Source organism: Pseudoalteromonas piratica, assembly GCF_000788395.1.
Lineage (GTDB): Bacteria > Pseudomonadota > Gammaproteobacteria > Enterobacterales > Alteromonadaceae > Pseudoalteromonas > Pseudoalteromonas piratica.
Genome location: NZ_CP009888.1, coordinates 704,907 through 722,826, shown reverse-complemented (window position 1 = coordinate 722,826; position 17,920 = coordinate 704,907). Strand labels below are relative to the sequence as shown.

The 17,920-nt window shown below is 40.1% G+C and carries 20 protein-coding genes; 17 read left to right on the top strand and 3 right to left on the bottom strand.

Annotated elements, in window-relative coordinates; genetic code table 11:
* Positions 1-12: 12 nt before the first annotated feature.
* Positions 13-1,392: a chromosomal replication initiator protein DnaA gene (dnaA, locus tag OM33_RS03230; RefSeq protein WP_038638703.1), complete on the bottom strand. Its 1,380-nt coding sequence runs from the start codon at positions 1,390-1,392 to the stop codon at positions 13-15.
* A gap of 546 nt (positions 1,393-1,938) precedes the next feature.
* Between dnaA and rpmH the strand changes: the two genes are divergently transcribed.
* From rpmH to OM33_RS03200, 6 genes are all read left to right on the top strand, one after another.
* Positions 1,939-2,073 (top strand): 50S ribosomal protein L34, encoded by a 135-nt coding sequence (gene rpmH / locus OM33_RS03225; RefSeq protein WP_010376846.1) that lies wholly within the window; start codon positions 1,939-1,941, stop codon positions 2,071-2,073.
* Positions 2,074-2,077: 4 nt separating this feature from the next.
* Positions 2,078-2,500, top strand: coding sequence for a ribonuclease P protein component (rnpA, locus tag OM33_RS03220; protein WP_038638698.1), 423 nt, complete (start codon positions 2,078-2,080; stop codon positions 2,498-2,500).
* An 85-nt stretch (positions 2,501-2,585) separates the two neighbouring features.
* Complete coding sequence (gene yidD, locus OM33_RS03215; RefSeq protein ID WP_038638695.1) at positions 2,586-2,852, top strand: membrane protein insertion efficiency factor YidD; 267 nt, start codon at positions 2,586-2,588, stop codon at positions 2,850-2,852.
* Between the two features lie 8 nt (positions 2,853-2,860).
* On the top strand, positions 2,861-4,489 hold the full coding sequence (yidC, locus tag OM33_RS03210) for a membrane protein insertase YidC (RefSeq protein WP_038638692.1): 1,629 nt from the start codon (positions 2,861-2,863) through the stop codon (positions 4,487-4,489).
* A gap of 93 nt (positions 4,490-4,582) precedes the next feature.
* Positions 4,583-5,947: a tRNA uridine-5-carboxymethylaminomethyl(34) synthesis GTPase MnmE gene (gene mnmE / locus OM33_RS03205; protein WP_038638689.1), complete on the top strand. Its 1,365-nt coding sequence runs from the start codon at positions 4,583-4,585 to the stop codon at positions 5,945-5,947.
* Positions 5,910-6,383 (top strand): ribosome recycling factor family protein, encoded by a 474-nt coding sequence (locus OM33_RS03200; protein ID WP_199922495.1) that lies wholly within the window; start codon positions 5,910-5,912, stop codon positions 6,381-6,383. Before mnmE ends, OM33_RS03200 begins: the two co-directional genes overlap by 38 nt.
* Positions 6,384-6,661: 278 nt before the next feature.
* Here OM33_RS03200 and OM33_RS03195 read toward each other — a convergent pair whose 3' ends face one another.
* Entirely contained in the window at positions 6,662-7,240 is a 579-nt protein-coding gene (locus tag OM33_RS03195; RefSeq protein ID WP_038638684.1) for a hypothetical protein, read from the bottom strand.
* A 447-nt stretch (positions 7,241-7,687) separates the two neighbouring features.
* Positions 7,688-7,942, bottom strand: a complete 255-nt coding sequence (locus OM33_RS03190) for a hypothetical protein (RefSeq protein ID WP_038638681.1) — start codon at positions 7,940-7,942, stop codon at positions 7,688-7,690.
* Between the two features lie 448 nt (positions 7,943-8,390).
* Between OM33_RS03190 and mioC the strand changes: the two genes are divergently transcribed.
* The 11 genes from mioC to atpA all read left to right on the top strand — a co-directional run bounded on the left by mioC (position 8,391) and on the right by atpA (position 17,890).
* Positions 8,391-8,828, top strand: a complete 438-nt coding sequence (mioC, locus tag OM33_RS03185) for an FMN-binding protein MioC (protein WP_038638678.1) — start codon at positions 8,391-8,393, stop codon at positions 8,826-8,828.
* Between the two features lie 425 nt (positions 8,829-9,253).
* Entirely contained in the window at positions 9,254-11,143 is a 1,890-nt protein-coding gene (gene mnmG, locus OM33_RS03180) for a tRNA uridine-5-carboxymethylaminomethyl(34) synthesis enzyme MnmG (RefSeq protein ID WP_038638675.1), read from the top strand.
* A 30-nt stretch (positions 11,144-11,173) separates the two neighbouring features.
* Positions 11,174-11,794: a 16S rRNA (guanine(527)-N(7))-methyltransferase RsmG gene (rsmG, locus tag OM33_RS03175; RefSeq protein WP_038638672.1), complete on the top strand. Its 621-nt coding sequence runs from the start codon at positions 11,174-11,176 to the stop codon at positions 11,792-11,794.
* A gap of 16 nt (positions 11,795-11,810) precedes the next feature.
* Complete coding sequence (locus tag OM33_RS03170) at positions 11,811-12,596, top strand: ParA family protein (protein ID WP_038638669.1); 786 nt, start codon at positions 11,811-11,813, stop codon at positions 12,594-12,596.
* A gap of 16 nt (positions 12,597-12,612) precedes the next feature.
* Complete coding sequence (locus tag OM33_RS03165; protein WP_038638667.1) at positions 12,613-13,521, top strand: ParB/RepB/Spo0J family partition protein; 909 nt, start codon at positions 12,613-12,615, stop codon at positions 13,519-13,521.
* Positions 13,522-13,739: 218 nt separating this feature from the next.
* A complete protein-coding gene (locus OM33_RS03160; protein WP_038638662.1) occupies positions 13,740-14,117 on the top strand; it encodes an ATP synthase subunit I in 378 nt (125 codons plus the stop codon).
* 15 nt (positions 14,118-14,132) lie between these two features.
* Complete coding sequence (gene atpB, locus OM33_RS03155) at positions 14,133-14,987, top strand: F0F1 ATP synthase subunit A (RefSeq protein WP_010561329.1); 855 nt, start codon at positions 14,133-14,135, stop codon at positions 14,985-14,987.
* A gap of 49 nt (positions 14,988-15,036) precedes the next feature.
* Positions 15,037-15,270 (top strand): F0F1 ATP synthase subunit C, encoded by a 234-nt coding sequence (gene atpE / locus OM33_RS03150; RefSeq protein WP_010561330.1) that lies wholly within the window; start codon positions 15,037-15,039, stop codon positions 15,268-15,270.
* A 44-nt stretch (positions 15,271-15,314) separates the two neighbouring features.
* A complete protein-coding gene (gene atpF / locus OM33_RS03145; protein ID WP_038638658.1) occupies positions 15,315-15,785 on the top strand; it encodes a F0F1 ATP synthase subunit B in 471 nt (156 codons plus the stop codon).
* Between the two features lie 15 nt (positions 15,786-15,800).
* Complete coding sequence (gene atpH, locus OM33_RS03140; protein WP_038638655.1) at positions 15,801-16,334, top strand: F0F1 ATP synthase subunit delta; 534 nt, start codon at positions 15,801-15,803, stop codon at positions 16,332-16,334.
* 14 nt (positions 16,335-16,348) lie between these two features.
* Entirely contained in the window at positions 16,349-17,890 is a 1,542-nt protein-coding gene (atpA, locus tag OM33_RS03135; RefSeq protein WP_010561333.1) for a F0F1 ATP synthase subunit alpha, read from the top strand.
* The last annotated feature ends 30 nt before the right edge of the window (positions 17,891-17,920 follow it).

Here is a 17,920-nt window from a genome sequence, read left to right as displayed (position 1 = left end):
GCTGTACTCGTCCTAAGATGACAAAGTTCTAATCAAGTTTTGATAATCTTCTTTTACTTCGTGCGATTCTTCACGAAGTGACTTCACTTTTCTACAGGCATGTAGCACTGTTGTATGATCTCGACCACCAAACGCATCGCCAATTTCAGGCAGACTGTGATTGGTCAATTCTTTTGATAACGCCATTGCTACTTGGCGTGGTCTTGCTACAGAACGACTACGTCGTTTTGATAATAAATCAGAAACACGAATTCGGTAGTACTCTGCAACCGTTCGTTGAATATTATCTATGGTAACCAGTTTATCTTGTAAAGCTAATAAATCACGTAGCGCTTCTTTTACAAAGTCGATTGTAATTGGTCTACCCGTAAAGTTTGCATTAGCAATAACACGGTTTAATGCACCTTCTAATTCACGCACATTAGATCGTAATCGCTTCGCAATAAAAAACGCGACTTCTTCTGGCAGTTTAATTTGGCTCTGCTGCGCTTTTTTCATCAAGATGGCAACGCGCGTTTCAAGTTCTGGCGGCTCAATTGCAATTGTTAAACCCCAGCCAAAACGAGACTTAAGACGGTCTTCTACCCCTTCAATTTCCTTCGGATAACGATCAGAGGTTAAAATGATTTGCTGGTTACCTTCTAATAATGCATTAAAGGTATGGAAAAACTCTTCTTGTGATCGTTCTTTATTAGCAAAAAACTGAATATCATCGATAAGTAGTGCATCAACACTGCGGTAATAACGTTTAAATTCTTCAATGGCATTGTTTTGCAGTGCTTTTACCATATCTTGCACAAATCGCTCGGAATGCATATAAACAATTTTGGCATTTTCTTTTTTGGCGAGAATGCCATTACCCACAGCGTGCAATAAGTGCGTTTTACCTAAACCTGTACCACCGTAAATAAATACCGGGTTAAATGCTGAACCAGGGTTATCTGCAACTTGAGTAGCTGCAGCCTTTGCTAACTGGTTTGATTTACCCTCAACAAAACTATCAAAAGTATAGTTTTCTTTAATGTTGGATTTCGGCATGTTTTTAGGCGCAGGTTCAACGGGTGTTTTGTTTTCCTTTTTAACAGGCGCTTCTACGACCGCTTTTTCTTGCGTGGCCGCTTGAGGTGCAGCTGGTTTACTTATATTAACTGTACTGCCTACTTCAAAACGTAACTCAGGCGCTTCATCGCCACAAATTTCAATGAGTAGTTCATTAATACGGTTTAAGTATTTTTCGCGAACCCAATCCAGTACAAAACGGTTTGGTGCATATATTGTAAGGGTATCATCAGTGCTTTCTGCCTGTAGCGGACGCACCCACATACTAAATTGTTGTGATGGCAGTTCATCTTGTAAAACGTAAAGACAGCTTTGCCAAACCGACAAATACACGGCAACCCCCAATAATATTCCCGCTCATCATAACTGAGCAGAAAACAAGCATAAAATCCAAGTTAAGACTGCCATTATGAAGCTAGTTTATCCACAACATCAATATTGATTTTTCTATTTTTTATGATCTGACGCATAAAAACATATAAGTTGTTATTTTTACTAAGATTAATTATTAAAAATAATGTGGATAAATTCCCAATTTAAAAACAGATCTAAAAGATTAAAGATGATCTAAGAAAGTTTTCCAAAGAAAAGTCGCAATTTTTACACTATCATTGTGGAAAACTTTATTTTAAAATTGATCCCCGCTGGATCATATAAGAAAGCAAAAGCGATCACTCCATTTTAACTGTTATATGTAATTAACTTGTTAAGATTAGATTAGCTTTTATCCGCCGCCTATAATTAATACTGTTATTGAGTGTTTTTTATTGACTTTGCGTATGCTTCTCTATAACATCTCGCGCTCGCAATGGCACCTGTGCCAGGATCGCGACCTGCATAGGATGTTTTAATTTTTAACCGATCGGATGGAATATAGTTATGAAAAGAACTTTTCAACCTAGCGTTCTTAAGCGTAAGCGTACACACGGTTTCCGTGCTCGCATGGCGACTAAAAATGGTCGTAAAGTTTTAGCACGTCGTCGTGCTAAGGGCCGTAAGGTTCTTTCTGCTTAATATAGTGGAAGACTTTCGCTTTGGTAGGGAGTTACGTCTGTTAACTCCCTCACACTACTCCCGCATCTTCAATGAGCCTGCACGCGCAGCAAATCAACACTTCACTCTTCTAGCAAAACGAAATGATTTAGACCACCCTCGTCTTGGTTTAACAATTGCTAAAAAACGCGTTAAAAAAGCGGTACAACGTAATCGCATTAAACGCCTTGCTCGTGAAAACTTTCGTCTTAACCGTCATAAACTCGATAATATCGATATTGTTTTAATGGTTAAAAATGGCGTTGATGAATTGTCAAATGAAGAGTTACACAAACAATTAACGAAACTGTGGCGTAAAATCAACGAGCGCTCTCAGCCAGGCTATAAGCCAAAACCGCGTCCGAATAACTGGCAAAAGAATAAAAACGCAAAAAAAGCGTCTAACTAAAGCGAATTAGCCGGCAGTTGCATAGCAAATGCAGGCAAATTTAGGTAAAGTTAGCTCACCTTTTAATCAGGCACTTTTTCATTAAATGCACTTTTTATTTGCTCTGCCAAGTAATCTGATGATCTTTATTATTAAAGCTTATCAAAAGTTACTCAGTCCTTTACTTGGGCAAAACTGTCGCTTTAATCCGACATGTTCAAGTTATGCGATAGACGCAATAAAAATACACGGATTTGTAAAAGGGAGTTGGTTCGCAGCGAATCGCATTATAAAATGTCACCCTTTGCATCCAGGTGGGGATGATCCCGTGCCTGATAAACAAAATTCAATTAAACAACACCACGAGAAATAAGAGCTGTTATGGAATCACAACGCACGTTTTTATTTATCGGTTTTCTTTTGGTAAGTTTTCTTTTATTCCAACAATGGAATATTGATAACAACCCACAGGTAAATACCGAGACAAGTGCTACAACACAAGCATCTACTAACCAGTCAACAGGTAATGACTTTGTTCCTCAGTCATCCACTGGCGACTTACCAGTAGCGACTGCTGCTACTTCACGTCAAATTATTGATGTAACCACAGATGTTTTTTCTGTAAAACTAGACACCTTAGGCGGCGATATTATCGAAACTAAGCTGTTAAAGTTTAAAGAGAAGATCGACAACGATTCACCATTTATGTTGCTTGGCGTATTAGACGGCAACCAATATTTCTCACAAAGTGGCTTAATTGGTTTACACGGTCCAGATGCATCAGCAGAAGGTCGTCCAACATACCAAGCAGCACAAACAAGTTACCAGTTAACTGGTGATGAGTTACGTGTTCCACTTACTTTCGAAAAAGATGGCGTAAGCTTTACTAAAACGTACATTTTTAAAGCCGGTCGTTACGATGTTGATGTTGAATATCAAATCGCTAACAACACAGCTGAAACCAAACAAGTTCAATTGTTCACGCAAATTAAGCGTTCGATCACCGAAAAAGGTGGCATGATTGACCAAACGTATTTAGGTACAGCATATGGTACATCTGAAGAACCGTATGAAAAATACAGCTTTGATGACATTAAAGAGCGTGACTTAAATATTAATACAACGGCTGGTTACATCAGCTTTATTCAGCACTACTTTGTAAGTGCATGGGTACCTAAGCAAGATCAGCAAAACAATATTTACACTAAAGCACGCAACGATAATTCCGTTATTATCGGCTTAAAAGGTCCGCTAGAAAATGTTGCAGCAAACAGCGCACAAACAATCTCATCGACTTACTACATGGGTCCTAAAGATTCAGCTGCGCTTGAAGCATTACAAACAGACTTAGACCTAACAGTAGACTACGGTTGGTTATGGTTTATCTCACAGCCTCTTCACTCATTACTAATGTGGTTATACGGCTTAATTGGCAGCCTAGGTTTAGCAATCATCGCGATTACTGTTATTGTTAAAATGGTGCTTTACCCGCTAACCAAAGCGCAGTACACCTCAATGGCTAAAATGCGTAACCTGCAGCCAAAAATTATGGCGCTGAAAGATCGCTACGGCGATGACCGTCAGAAGATGGGTCAAGCGATGATGGAAATGTACCGCAAGGAAAAAGTTAACCCTATGGGCGGCTGTTTCCCACTATTGCTACAAATGCCAATCTTCCTAGGCTTATTCTATGTGTTCATGGAATCGGTAGAAATTCGTCATACTGAATTCTTATACCTAAATGACTTAGCGGCGATGGACCCATACTTCATTTTACCAATTCTATTTGGTGCAAGTATGTTCCTAATGCAAAAGCTACAGCCAATGACAGTTACAGATCCAATGCAGCAAAAGATGATGACTTGGATGCCGGTAATGTTCTCAGTATTCTTTATCTGGTTCCCATCAGGTCTTGTAATGTACTGGTTAATATCTAACTTAATTTCAATTGCTCAGATGCTATACATCTACAAAGGCATGGAAAAGAAAGGTATCTCGGTTAAATCGTAAACCGAACTAAATAAATGAAAGGCGGCACAGTGTGTCGCCTTTTTTATGCACGCCAGTTACAATATAAGTAACTAAAGCTATCAACTCATCTCTATGTTTAATCAAGATACCATCGTTGCACAAGCAACAGCGCCAGGCAAAGGCGGCGTTGGCATTATTCGTATTTCAGGCAAACTGTCACAACAGGTTGCTGAAAAAATCTTAGGCAAATGCCCAAAACCACGTTATGCCGACTACCTATCGTTTAATACCTTACAGGGCGAACAACTCGACCAAGGTATAGCTCTTTACTTCAAAGGCCCTAACTCCTTCACTGGTGAAGACGTACTTGAACTACAAGGACATGGTGGTCCAGTTATTATTGATATGCTACTGCGCGAAATTACGCAAATCGAAGGCGTACGTTTAGCAAAACCCGGAGAGTTTAGTGAGCGCGCGTTCTTAAACGACAAAATGGACTTAACGCAAGCCGAGGCGATTGCAGATTTAATTAATGCCAACTCAGAGCAGGCTGCAAAAAGCGCGTTGCACTCGCTGCAAGGTCAATTTTCTAAGCATATCGACACGCTGGTGGAACAAGTTATTCACCTGCGCATGTATGTTGAAGCTGCCATTGATTTCCCCGATGAAGAAATCGACTTTTTATCAGACGGTAAAGTAGCAAACGATCTCAATGCGATTATTGAACAACTTGATAACGTAACCGCACAAGCCAAACAAGGCGCGATTATGCGCGAAGGTATGCGCGTAGTAATTGCTGGTCGCCCTAATGCGGGTAAATCGAGTTTGCTTAATGCCCTTGCTGGTCGTGAAGCAGCCATTGTTACTGATATTGCCGGTACCACCCGTGACGTACTACGTGAGCACATTGATATTGATGGTATGCCGCTGCATATTATCGACACCGCAGGTCTGCGTGAAAGTCCAGATGTAGTAGAGCAAATTGGTATTGAACGCGCATGGCAAGAAATAAATCAAGCTGATCGTGTATTGTTTATGGTTGATAGCACCGAAACAAGTGAGACCGATCCAGCAAAAATTTGGCCTGAATTTGCTGAGAAACTACCACAAGGCATGGGCATAAGTGTGATCCGCAATAAAGCCGATTTGTCTGGCGAAGCAATTCGCATCGATGATTCTGCACAAACACCAGTACTAAGCGTAAGCGCTAACAGTGGCGAAGGCGTTGAACTGGTTAAATCACATCTTAAACAAATTATGGGTTTCCAAGGTGCGACTGAAGGCAGCTTTATGGCGCGTCGCCGTCACCTTGATGCACTTGAAAGCGCAGCGTATCACCTTGCAACGGGTAAAGATCAGTTAGAAATGCACATCGCTGGTGAGATCCTTGCTGAAGAATTACGCTTAACGCAGCAATTCTTAAATGAGATTACGGGTGAGTTCACCTCAGATGACTTGCTTGGCAAAATCTTCAGCTCATTCTGTATTGGTAAGTAATCAATTAAGTTTTAGAATTAAGATTTTAGATGCTGATATTTTCTCAGCATCTATTCTGCCAAAAGTAATAAAAACCATGCTTGATATTCAATTAAACAGCTTTGTTCGCCGTATTGAGAAAGCTAACGAATTAAAAGCACAAATCAAATCATCTGGTGCCAAGTTAAGTCGTAAAGGCCGCTCACGACACTGGCGGATACAAGGCACTTGGCCGCAATTTCAAAGCATTATTGATCAAATACAATTAACCGAAGAACCCAGCTGGCAATGGGTGATTGAAACACTTAAAAGTCATCAACCTAAACCACACATTGAAGATTTAGTTGAAATCGTCAAAACTAACCCGAATATCACTCAGCAGCAGCTGATCAGCCAAACTGATTGCACGCTGGTGGAAGCAAGAAAAGCTTTTGATGTGGTGGAATGGGAAGAGTGATCACTCTTAACTCTGCCTCAATGCAAATATCTTACGCCATCCATGGCGCACTCGTTCATTCTTTTTAAACGGCCAAAAAGAACGAACCAAGAAAAAGCCGCCCCAAACATCAAACTAATCTTCAAACGTTATTTAAATATGAACATAAACGCCATGAAGCGGCATCCATGCCTAAGCATGGCTTACTCGACCCGCTACGCTCCCTGTCTCGCATTATTCATTTAAATCCCATTTTCAGGTTTGATATAAGTGGAGAAGCAAGCTTCTAAATAGCTGAGTTAAACTTCACTAAAGTGCCATTGTTCCTCAGGATTTGCCAAAAAGTACTGAGTTCCAAATGGTGTTTTTATATATTGGAATGTATAAGTCGCAAGTAGGTTAGTTTCAAAGAAAAGCTCACTTGAAACATTAAACTCATGCTCTATGTTTGGCTCATGTAATATCTTAAACGTAACATAATAATTTCTACCCCTTCTGTCCGACTCAACTAGCTTCGCATTAACATTATATTTATGACGATCAGAAATATAGTTACTTTGAATAGATGGCAAACCTTTTGACAAGGCGTCATAGAACATGAGTGATAATAGTATTGTGAATAAAGGCAGCACAAAAACGATAAATGAATAGAATTTTTTATCGTTAGCTACCCATTTTTGAGTTTCAGCTATTTTAATTCTCCCCTTTACAATCACTAATACCGAAGTAAGAAGAAAAAGAACATAAAAAAAGTAAGCACTAGTTTTGGAAACATTTACTGTTTCATTACTTGGCACAAAATGACTGCTGTTACCAATCAACCCAAAAAATAAAACTAAAAAGAATACTAACAGATAGAGTAAGCCTAAAATTTTCACAGAAGCCTAAAAAGTAAAATATGTAACCGATAAGCCATTTTAAACACATAGCCTAATCTATTGCTAAATATAATATTTTAACTGATAGGAAGAGCAGTCTGTTTATAACTTACTTCTCTTCCGCTTTAATCAAACCCGAACAACGAGTTTGAATTGATAATACGAGACAGGAAGCGTAGCGAGTCGAGTAAGCCATGCTGAGATAGGGATATCGATTCATGGCGTTTATCATAAAATTCAAATTTGTTGTGAGGATCAGTTTGATTTCGCGGTCGCCTTTCTTTTGGTTACTTTATCTTTGGCGAAGCAAAGAAAAGTAATATTAAGCCCATGGATGGCTTTATCACAATACAGGGAAATAAGTTAAAAACCGAAAATATATAATTACGATCAGCCCTAAAATCCCTTCTTGCAACAACCCAACATTATGCAATAAAAAGCCCACCCCTATAAATTCCTTACCTGAAAACTACCCTGTCCGAGCTTTTTTAATAGCATTGCCAGGCGATCTAAACGCCATGATCTAAGCTCATCTACCCTCGCTTGGCGAATTGTGTAGCCCTTTCCGGTTTGCGTATTAATGGCAAATAAGTGATACTTATTGGGCTCTAAGTTCGATTCTTGGGCAATAAAGTCTGTCATAGAGCCTGTTTCTACAAGTCTTACAAACTCACCTTCTTTGATCCGATAAAAATCAATCATTACAAAACACCTAAATAATCAATACATATTGTCATTTTGTCATAATACGATCTAAAAAGCAGATCTGATCTTGGCTCGCTAAGTGAAAAGATCGCCTATTTTTAGAATATTTGGATCTTAAAAACTCGTTATTAGATCTAAGAAAAAAGCCGATCACATTACCTATTGAATAGATCTATCCACAAGCTTAATAAACGGCTTCGACTTAGCCACAAAACCCCGCTTAACATTTACTATGAAACACATTAATAAATAGCTTAACAACCTGTTGTACACAGTTAGATCGCAAATATATTAAATTTTAAAACAATTTAAAAACCATAAATAACAACAAGTTAAATAAATAACGATGAATAAACAATCGTTTTGCTACTATCCACTGTGAATAAGATCTTTTAACTATGTGGTTTATACCTTAAGATCGACAAAAATACCTGATCAACTGATTATGAAAAACATAAGTATTATCGTTGGTAGCCAAATGGGATCGGCTGAATATGTTGCCGAACAACTACAAGACACTTTAGTTGAGAACAACTTCATCGTTACAGTGCATGAGCAACCAGTACTAGCCGATATTGCTGATACGGTTTGGCTTATTTGTACCTCGACCCATGGTGCAGGCGAGTTACCTGATAACATTCAAGCTTTTGCAGCAGATCTTAGCCAAGGTAATACGCTATCTAACATTCATTATGCGGTGATTGGTTTAGGTGATTCTAGCTATGATCAATTCAATCAAGCAGCTAAACAAGTAGATCAATTGCTTTTGGATAAAGGTGCGCATCAGCTATTAGATCGTCTTGAAATCGATGCTCAATCAGAAGACTTGCCTGAAGATATTGCGTTAGCGTGGTTGCCGCAGTTTATTGCTACATTAGGTTAATTAACTACCGATATTGATCATATAAAAAGGTTATTCACAATTTAAGAGATTTTTAGATCGTAATGTGGATAACCCTTGATCTAACCTTGTATTTATAGATGATTATGCATGGGATAGAATTTTCACTTGATCTGATTGTTGATAACTAGGCTAGTTGATCAAGGCTTTTAAAGTAGTTGATCCGATCATATCAACATCTATTGATCTGCTCTAACTTGCTGATTTAAATATTGTATTAATACTTATCAACAAAAATAGGCGATCTATATAATAGAAATAACAAGATCTTTCTAAAGATCATTTAATTTATATTAGATCAACTCTTTAGATCGTGTTCATTATTTAATCGTTTCACTTCTTAGAATTTCTAGGTAGAATACGCATCCTTTCAAAATCTAACTCGGATATTACGCAGGATCCTTTACATGCTATTTCATGAACAATTTGACGTTATTGTTGTTGGTGGTGGACATGCTGGTACAGAAGCAGCACTCGCTTCTTCTCGCATGGGAATGAAAACATTACTGTTGACTCATAATATTGATACTTTAGGTCAAATGTCATGTAACCCTGCGATCGGTGGGATCGGGAAAGGCCACTTGGTAAAAGAAATCGACGCTTTAGGTGGTGCTATGGCACAGGCGATCGATAAAGGTGGCATTCAATTTAGAACACTGAATTCTTCTAAAGGCCCAGCGGTACGTGCTACTCGTGCTCAAGCAGATAGAAAGCTTTACAAAGAAGCAATTCAGCAAACATTGCAAAACCAAGAAAACTTAACGATTTTCCAACAGTCATGTGATGATCTGATTGTTGAAGGTGACACAGTAAAAGGTGTTGTAACCCAGATGGGCTTAAAGTTTGAAGCACCATCAGTGGTATTAACGGTAGGTACTTTCTTAGGTGGCCAAATCCATATTGGTATGGAAAACTTCAGTGGTGGTCGTGCTGGTGATCCACCGTCAATTGCCTTAGCAAAACGTTTGCGTGAACTGCCATTTCGTGTTGATCGCCTTAAAACAGGCACACCACCACGTATTGATGCGCGTACCGTTGATTTTTCAGTAATGCAGGCGCAACCGGGCGATACACCAACACCGGTATTCTCGTTTATGGGTAAACAAGAAGATCACCCAACGCAGATCCCGTGCTATATCACATATACCAATGAACAAACCCATGATGTTATTCGTGAAAATTTACATCGCTCGCCTATGTATGCGGGTGTAATTGAAGGTATTGGTCCGCGTTACTGCCCTTCTATCGAAGATAAGATCATGCGTTTTGCTGACAAAGACAAACATCAGATCTTTGTTGAGCCTGAAGGCCTAACAACACATGAACTTTATCCTAATGGTATTTCGACAAGCTTGCCATTTGATGTGCAAATGCAGATCGTAAGATCGATTAAAGGATTTGAAAACGCTCATATTTGTCGACCTGGCTACGCTATTGAATATGACTTCTTTGATCCACGTGATCTAAAACAGTCACTAGAAACTAAATTTATCAATGGTTTATTCTTCGCTGGCCAGATAAATGGCACTACAGGTTATGAAGAAGCGGGTGCGCAAGGCTTAATTGCTGGTATGAATGCAGCGCTTCAAGTTCAAGGTAAAGATGCATGGACACCACGCCGTGATGAAGCATATACCGGTGTATTGATTGATGACTTAGCAACACTTGGTACAAAAGAACCGTACCGCATGTTCACAAGTCGTGCTGAATATCGTTTATTACTGCGTGAAGACAATGCCGATCTGCGCTTAACAGCAAAAGGGCGTGAACTGGGCTTAGTTGATGATGCCCGTTGGCAAGCATTCAATGAAAAAATTGAAGTAATGGAACTTGAATCTCAGCGTTTAAAAGATACCTGGATCCATAAAGATCACCCTGCTCTTGAAAACGTTAATGCATTGTTGAAAATGCCATTAACACGTGAAGCAAGTCTTGCTGATTTAGTAAAACGTCCAGAAGTAAATTATAACGATCTTACAGCGATTGATGGTTTGGCCCCTGAAACGAATAATCATCAAGCGCATGAGCAAGTTGAAATTCAAATTAAGTACGCAGGTTATATCGCTCGTCAGCAAGACGAAATTGATAAGCAACTACGTCATGAAAACACCTTGCTGCCAAAAGACTTTGATTACAGCAAGGTCTCCGGCTTATCTAACGAAGTTGTTGCTAAGCTAACAGATGTGAGACCTTCAACAATTGGTCAAGCATCGCGAATTTCAGGTATAACACCTGCTGCAATTTCGCTATTATTAGTGTACTTAAAAAAACAAGGTTTATTACGCAAATCAGCTTAGTGCTGATTTGCTGCTTTCTAGGTTCATTACGTGATTCGCAATAAATTAGACGCCTTATTGGCAAAAACATCCATTACCCTTTCTGAAACGCAAAAACAGCAACTTGTTAGTTATGTTGAAATGCTTGATAAGTGGAATAAAGCATATAACTTAACATCGGTGCGCGATCCGCAAGAAATGGTGGTAAAGCACATTCTTGATTCATTAGTTGTGGCCCCGCATTTAGACGGTAATAATTACATTGATGTAGGTACTGGCCCTGGTTTACCGGGTGTGGTGCTTGCGATTGCCCACCCAGATAAACAATTTGTGTTATTGGATAGCCTCGGTAAACGTATCCGATTTTTAAACCAAGTTAAGCTTAATTTAAAACTTAAAAACATTACCCCTGTTCAGTCTCGCGTTGAAGAATATCAACCAGAACAACCATTTGACGGTGTTTTAAGTCGTGCCTTTGCATCTTTGCAAGATATGGTAGACTGGTGTCAGCACTTAGTGGATCACTCTGGTCGTTTTATTGCGCTAAAAGGCCAATTTCCGGAACAAGAAATTGACCAATTACCGGCCTCGATTGAATACCAAGATAAAGTTGTATTAACAGTGCCTGAGCTGGATGCCGAGAGGCATTTAATAATTCTAAAAAAGAACTAATTTGTTAGGGGACACCGTGGCTAGAATCATTGCAATTGCAAACCAAAAAGGTGGGGTTGGCAAAACCACCACTGCGGTAAACTTGGCAGCGTCTATGGCTGCAACCAAGCGTAAAGTGCTGTTAATCGATCTAGATCCGCAAGGCAATGCCACTATGGGCAGTGGCATTGATAAATACGATGAAATTTGTACCACTTACGACTTATTGGTTGAAGAAACGCCTTTTGAGCAAGTGGTCATCACTGAAACTTCCGGTGAATATCATTTAATTGCAGCCAATGGTGATGTGACCGCCGCTGAAGTGAAACTAATGGAAATGTATGCGCGTGAAATTCGCTTGCGCAATGCATTAGAAAAAGTAGCCGATCAATACGAATTTATTTTTATTGATTGCCCGCCTTCACTTAATATGTTGACTGTTAATGCCATGGCTGCAGCTGATTCTGTATTGGTACCTATGCAATGTGAATACTTTGCATTAGAGGGTTTAACAGCCTTAATGGATACCATTACGCAGCTTGGAAAACTTGTTAATCCAAAATTAGAAATTGAAGGCATCTTACGAACCATGTACGATCCGCGTAATCGTCTGGCAAATGACGTGTCTGACCAATTAAAACAACATTTTGGCGAAAAAGTATACCGCACTGTAATTCCTCGTAATGTACGCTTAGCTGAAGCGCCAAGTTTTGGTGCACCGGCAATGTACTACGATCGCGCTTCTACTGGTGCAAAAGCCTATTTAGCTTTGGCTGGTGAAATGTTGCGACGCAAAGAGAAAAAAAGTCAGGCCGTTGCTTAATTTTTGAGGAAAATGAATGTCTCCTAAAAAACGTGGTTTAGGGCGTGGCTTGGATGCCCTGTTAACATCTGCAAAACCTAAAACGCAAGATGTTGAAGTGCAATCTAATGTTCAGCATGACGGTGTAAATGAAACAAATGTTGTTACATCATCAAGTGAACTACAAAAGTTACCTATTGAGTTTTTACACCCAGGTAAATATCAGCCGCGTAAAGACATGTCTGAAGAGGCACTTGAAGAGCTTGCCTCATCAATTCGTGCACAAGGGGTTATTCAACCTATTGTTGTACGTCCTATTGCACAAGATAACTATGAAATTATTGCCGGTGAACGTCGTTGGCGAGCTGCTCAAATTGCAAAGCTTGATGTTGTCCCGTGTTTAATAAAAGAAGTGCCTGATGAAGCGGCCGTTGCGATTGCATTAATTGAAAATATTCAACGTGAAGATTTAAATGCAATGGAAGAAGCGGTTGCACTTGAACGTTTATTGAGCGAATTTGAGCTTACACATCAGCAGGTTGCTGATGCGGTAGGTAAATCACGCACAACAGTAACGAATTTATTACGTTTAAATAATCTCAATGATGATGTGAAACGTTTGCTTGAACATGGCGATATTGAAATGGGTCATGCCCGCTGTTTACTAGCGCTTGATGGTGAAGATCAATCTGCTACAGCGCGTATTGTTGTTGCAAAAGCCCTCACCGTTCGAGAAACAGAAAAGCTAGTACGTTCAGTGCTTGAACCAAAGCCAGAAGCACAACCTAAAGAGAAAGATCCAGATGTTGTTCAGCTTGAACAACAACTTGCGCAAAATCTAGGTGCCAAAGTGGAAATTAGTTATAACCAAAAAGGAAAAGGTAAACTGGTTATCTCATATACCTCTTTAGATGAGCTTGATGGCATTTTAGAGAAAATTAATTAACGATTGGTTAATTTTCGGTATACATTTCATTAATATTATCTAATAGTCTAAAAATACCTTAAATTTTGCATAAAAATCACGGTTTAAAGCCTGTTTATGCACCTTCCAAAAGCCTATAAATAAACGGCTTTCAAGTTGCAAATCTGGCAAAAATAAGTATAATTTTGCCAGTTTTTTGTACCCTGTTCTATTGTGCATCGTCAAGGTTGATTATTTTTGTGGCAAATTCTTTAGCAAAACCTTTACGTAGCCAGGCACTGAAGTTTATTTATTTACAGGGCGTGGTAGCACTTGCAAGTGCGTTAGTTGTTTGGCTTGGTTGGGGAGTGTTAGCGGGCAAATCTGCGTTAATGGGCGGAGTTGTGGCGTTGCTTCCCAATTTAGTATTTACCCTCTATGCTTTTCGTTTTGCTGGGGCCAGACAAGTACAGCAAGTTTACTCCTCGATTAAACGAGGAGCAGGATTAAAGTATTTATTAACCATTGTGCTGTTTGCATTGGTACTTAAGTCTTCTGCGGTAATATTATTACCGTTTTTTTCGGCTTATGTACTGGTGATGATAGTAAGTTGGTTTGCACCGATTTTTTTTCATTAACTTTTGGGATAAAACATGGCTGAAGAAGTAACTCTATCGAGTCACATTCAGCACCACTTAACAAATGCTAAGATGTGTTCGACCGATGCTGGTCTTGCCTTCAATAAAGCATGTGCTGACAGTGGTTTCTGGACGTGGCATATCGATACCCTTGCTTGGTCTATCGGATTAGGGATCTTATTTTTATGGATCTTCCGAAGTGCAGCAAACAAAGCAACTACCGGTGTACCGGGTAAATTTCAATGTTTCATTGAAATGATTGTTGAGTTTGTTGGTGACAACGTACGTGATACTTACCATGGTAAGAGCGCGTTAATTGCACCACTTGCATTGACTATTTTCGTTTGGGTTTTCTTAATGAACCTAATGGACTTGATACCTGTTGACTTCTTACCTGCGTTTGCTGGCTTTGTTGGCGAAACGGCATTTGGTATGGATTCACACGATGTCTACATGAAGATAGTACCAACCACAGATATTAATATGACTGCTGCATTAGCATTAGGCGTATTCTTCCTGATGATTGGCTACTCAATTAAAATTAAAGGCATCAAAGGTTTCATCGCTGAACTTACGCTTCACCCTTTCAGCACTAAGAACAAGATCGGTATGTTGTTCTTAATCCCGTGTAACCTTTTATTAGAAACAATCGCGCTAATTGCTAAGCCGTTTTCACTAGCACTGCGTTTGTTCGGTAACCTGTATGCAGGTGAGCTTATCTTCATCCTAATCGGTGCAGTTGGCTTAATGCAGTTACCTTTACACTTTATTTGGGCAGTTTTCCATATCTTAGTAATCGTACTTCAAGCATTCGTATTTATGATGCTGACGATTGTTTACCTAAGTATGGCAAGCTCTGATAACCACTAATTTATACACTTTTTTAATTTAACTTTTAATTTACATTTTGGAGATAAAAATGGAACTAATGATTGGTCTTAAGTACATCGCTGTTGCTCTACTTATCGGTTTCGGTGCTATCGGTACTGCTATCGGCTTCGGTAACATGGGTGGTAAATTCCTAGAAGCATGTGCTCGTCAGCCTGAACTAGCGCCTTCACTACAAGTTAAAATGTTCATCCTAGCTGGTCTTATCGATGCGGTAGCAATGATCGGTGTAGGTATCGCAATGGTATTGTTGTTCGTACTTTAATTTTATTAATCGTTGAACAGCAAACTATTTAAGGAGGAGCGGTCGTGAACTTAACTGCCACTCTAATTGGTGAATTAATTGCGTTTACGGTTTTCGTACTTTTCTGTATGAAGTATGTATGGCCACCGCTAAACGGCGCAATTGAAGCTCGCCAGAAAAAAATTGAAGAAGGTTTAGCTGCTACAGACAGAGCTGAAAAAGACTTAGAGCTTGCTCAGCAGAAAGCAGCTGACCAGCTTAAAGAAGCGAAAGCGCAAGCAGCTGACATTATTGAACAAGCTAAAAAGCGTGCGACACAAATCGTTGATGACGAGACAGCTCGTGGTCAAGAGGAGCGTCAAGCTATCATTGCTCAAGGTCACTCAGAAGTAGAAGCTGAGCGTAACCGTGCTAAAGAAGAACTACGTAAACAAGTTGCTACTCTAGCAGTTGTTGGCGCAGAGAAAATTTTAGAGCGCGAGATCAATGAAGCGGCACATAGCGACATCGTTGAAAAACTTGTTGCGCAGCTTTAATAGGAGGGTATGAGCATGTCTGAATTGACTACCATCGCTCGCCCATACGCGAAAGCGGCTTTTGACCTAGCGGTTGAAAAAGGTGCTGTGGAAAGTTGGAATGAAATGTTGTTCTTCGCTGGCGCATTAGCTAGCGATGAACAAGTTAAAGCCCTACTTTCAGGCATCCCATCTGCAAAAGAGCAAGCTGATATGATTATCAAACTTGGTGCTGAGCAGATCAACGAACAGGGTCAGAATCTTATCAAGCTAATGGCCGAAAATGAGCGTTTAGCCGCTATTCCTGCTGTTGCTACGTTATATGCTGAGTATAAATCAGACTATGACAAAGAAATCGACGTTGACGTGATTTCTGCAACTGAGCTTTCTGCAGAGCAGCAAGCCACTCTTAGCGCAGCATTGGAAAAACGCTTCGCACGCAAAGTTAAGCTGAATTGTAGTGTTGATGCTAACACTATGGGCGGTCTAGTGATTAAAGCTGGCGATACTGTGATTGATGGAACAGTACGCGGCAAGCTAAATCGTCTTTCAACAACACTACAATCGTAATTGGGAAGAAGAGCATGCAACTTAATTCCACTGAAATTTCAGAACTAATCAAAAAACGTATTGAGCAGTTCGAAGTTGTAAGTGAAGCACGTAACGAAGGTACGATTGTATCTGTTACTGACGGTATCATCCGCATTCACGGTCTAGCTGACTGTATGCAAGGTGAGATGATCGAGCTTCCAGGCAACCGTTATGCTATCGCACTAAACCTTGAGCGCGACTCAGTAGGTGCAGTAGTAATGGGTCCATACGCAGACCTTAAAGAAGGCGTAAAAGTACAAGCAACAGGTCGTATCCTTGAAGTACCAGTTGGCCCTAAACTACTTGGTCGTGTTGTAAACACACTAGGTGAGCCAATTGATGGTAAAGGCGCTGTTGAAGCTGCAGGTTTCGAACCTGTAGAAAAGATTGCACCAGGTGTAATCGAGCGTCAATCAGTAGATGAGCCAGTACAAACTGGTTATAAGTCTATCGATGCGATGATTCCAGTAGGTCGTGGTCAGCGTGAGCTAGTAATCGGTGACCGTCAGACTGGTAAAACTGCACTAGCAATCGATGCAATCATCAACCAAAAAGACACAGGCGTTAAGTGTGTGTACGTAGCGGTTGGTCAAAAAGCATCTACAATTGCTAACGTAGTACGTAAGTTAGAAGAGCACGGTGCACTTGAAAACACTATCGTTGTTGTTGCATCTGCTTCTGAATCAGCTGCGCTACAATTCCTAGCGCCATTTGCTGGTTGTACTATGGGTGAATACTTCCGTGACCGCGGTGAAGATGCATTAATCGTATATGATGACCTGTCTAAGCAAGCTGTTGCTTACCGTCAGATCTCACTACTACTTAAGCGTCCACCAGGCCGTGAAGCATACCCAGGTGACGTATTCTACCTTCACTCACGTCTTCTAGAGCGTGCATCACGTGTAAACGCTGATTACGTTGAGAAGTACACTAACGGTGAAGTGAAAGGTAAGACAGGTTCATTAACTGCACTTCCAATCATTGAGACTCAAGGTGGTGACGTATCTGCGTTCGTACCTACAAACGTTATCTCAATCACGGATGGTCAGATCTTCCTAGAAACTGACCTATTCAACGCAGGTATCCGTCCAGCGGTTAACGCTGGTATCTCGGTATCTCGTGTAGGTGGTGCAGCACAAACTAAGATCGTTAAGAAACTAGGTGGTGGTATCCGTCTAGCGCTAGCACAGTATCGTGAACTAGCAGCGTTCTCACAGTTTGCGTCAGACCTTGACGATGCAACTCGTGCTCAATTAGAGCATGGTGAGCGTGTTACTGAGCTAATGAAGCAAAAGCAGTACGCTCCAATGTCTGTTGCTGAAATGTCTCTGTCATTATTCGCTGCTGAAAAAGGTTATCTAAAAGACATCGAAATCAACAAAGTACTAGATTTCGAAGCTGCGTTAATCTCTTTCGCTAACAGTGAATATTCAGCGCTTATGACTGAAATCAACGAAACGGGTAACTACAACGCCGAGATCGAAGCTCAACTTAAAGAGCTTTTAGAAAAGTGTAAATCTACACAAACTTGGTAAGTTATTAATGGTGACTTCGGTCACCACTGA

Coding starts and splice junctions, on each gene's coding strand:
- mnmG (WP_038638675.1), top strand. CDS start 9,254: ATGCTATTTCATGAACAATTTGACGTTATTGTTGTTGGTGGTGGACAT.
- atpB (WP_010561329.1), top strand. CDS start 14,133: ATGGCTGAAGAAGTAACTCTATCGAGTCACATTCAGCACCACTTAACA.
- yidD (WP_038638695.1), top strand. CDS start 2,586: ATGCACTTTTTATTTGCTCTGCCAAGTAATCTGATGATCTTTATTATT.
- yidC (WP_038638692.1), top strand. CDS start 2,861: ATGGAATCACAACGCACGTTTTTATTTATCGGTTTTCTTTTGGTAAGT.
- mnmE (WP_038638689.1), top strand. CDS start 4,583: ATGTTTAATCAAGATACCATCGTTGCACAAGCAACAGCGCCAGGCAAA.
- mioC (WP_038638678.1), top strand. CDS start 8,391: ATGAAAAACATAAGTATTATCGTTGGTAGCCAAATGGGATCGGCTGAA.
- OM33_RS03190 (WP_038638681.1), bottom strand. CDS start 7,942: ATGATTGATTTTTATCGGATCAAAGAAGGTGAGTTTGTAAGACTTGTA.
- rpmH (WP_010376846.1), top strand. CDS start 1,939: ATGAAAAGAACTTTTCAACCTAGCGTTCTTAAGCGTAAGCGTACACAC.
- atpE (WP_010561330.1), top strand. CDS start 15,037: ATGGAACTAATGATTGGTCTTAAGTACATCGCTGTTGCTCTACTTATC.
- atpA (WP_010561333.1), top strand. CDS start 16,349: ATGCAACTTAATTCCACTGAAATTTCAGAACTAATCAAAAAACGTATT.
- OM33_RS03165 (WP_038638667.1), top strand. CDS start 12,613: ATGTCTCCTAAAAAACGTGGTTTAGGGCGTGGCTTGGATGCCCTGTTA.
- atpH (WP_038638655.1), top strand. CDS start 15,801: ATGTCTGAATTGACTACCATCGCTCGCCCATACGCGAAAGCGGCTTTT.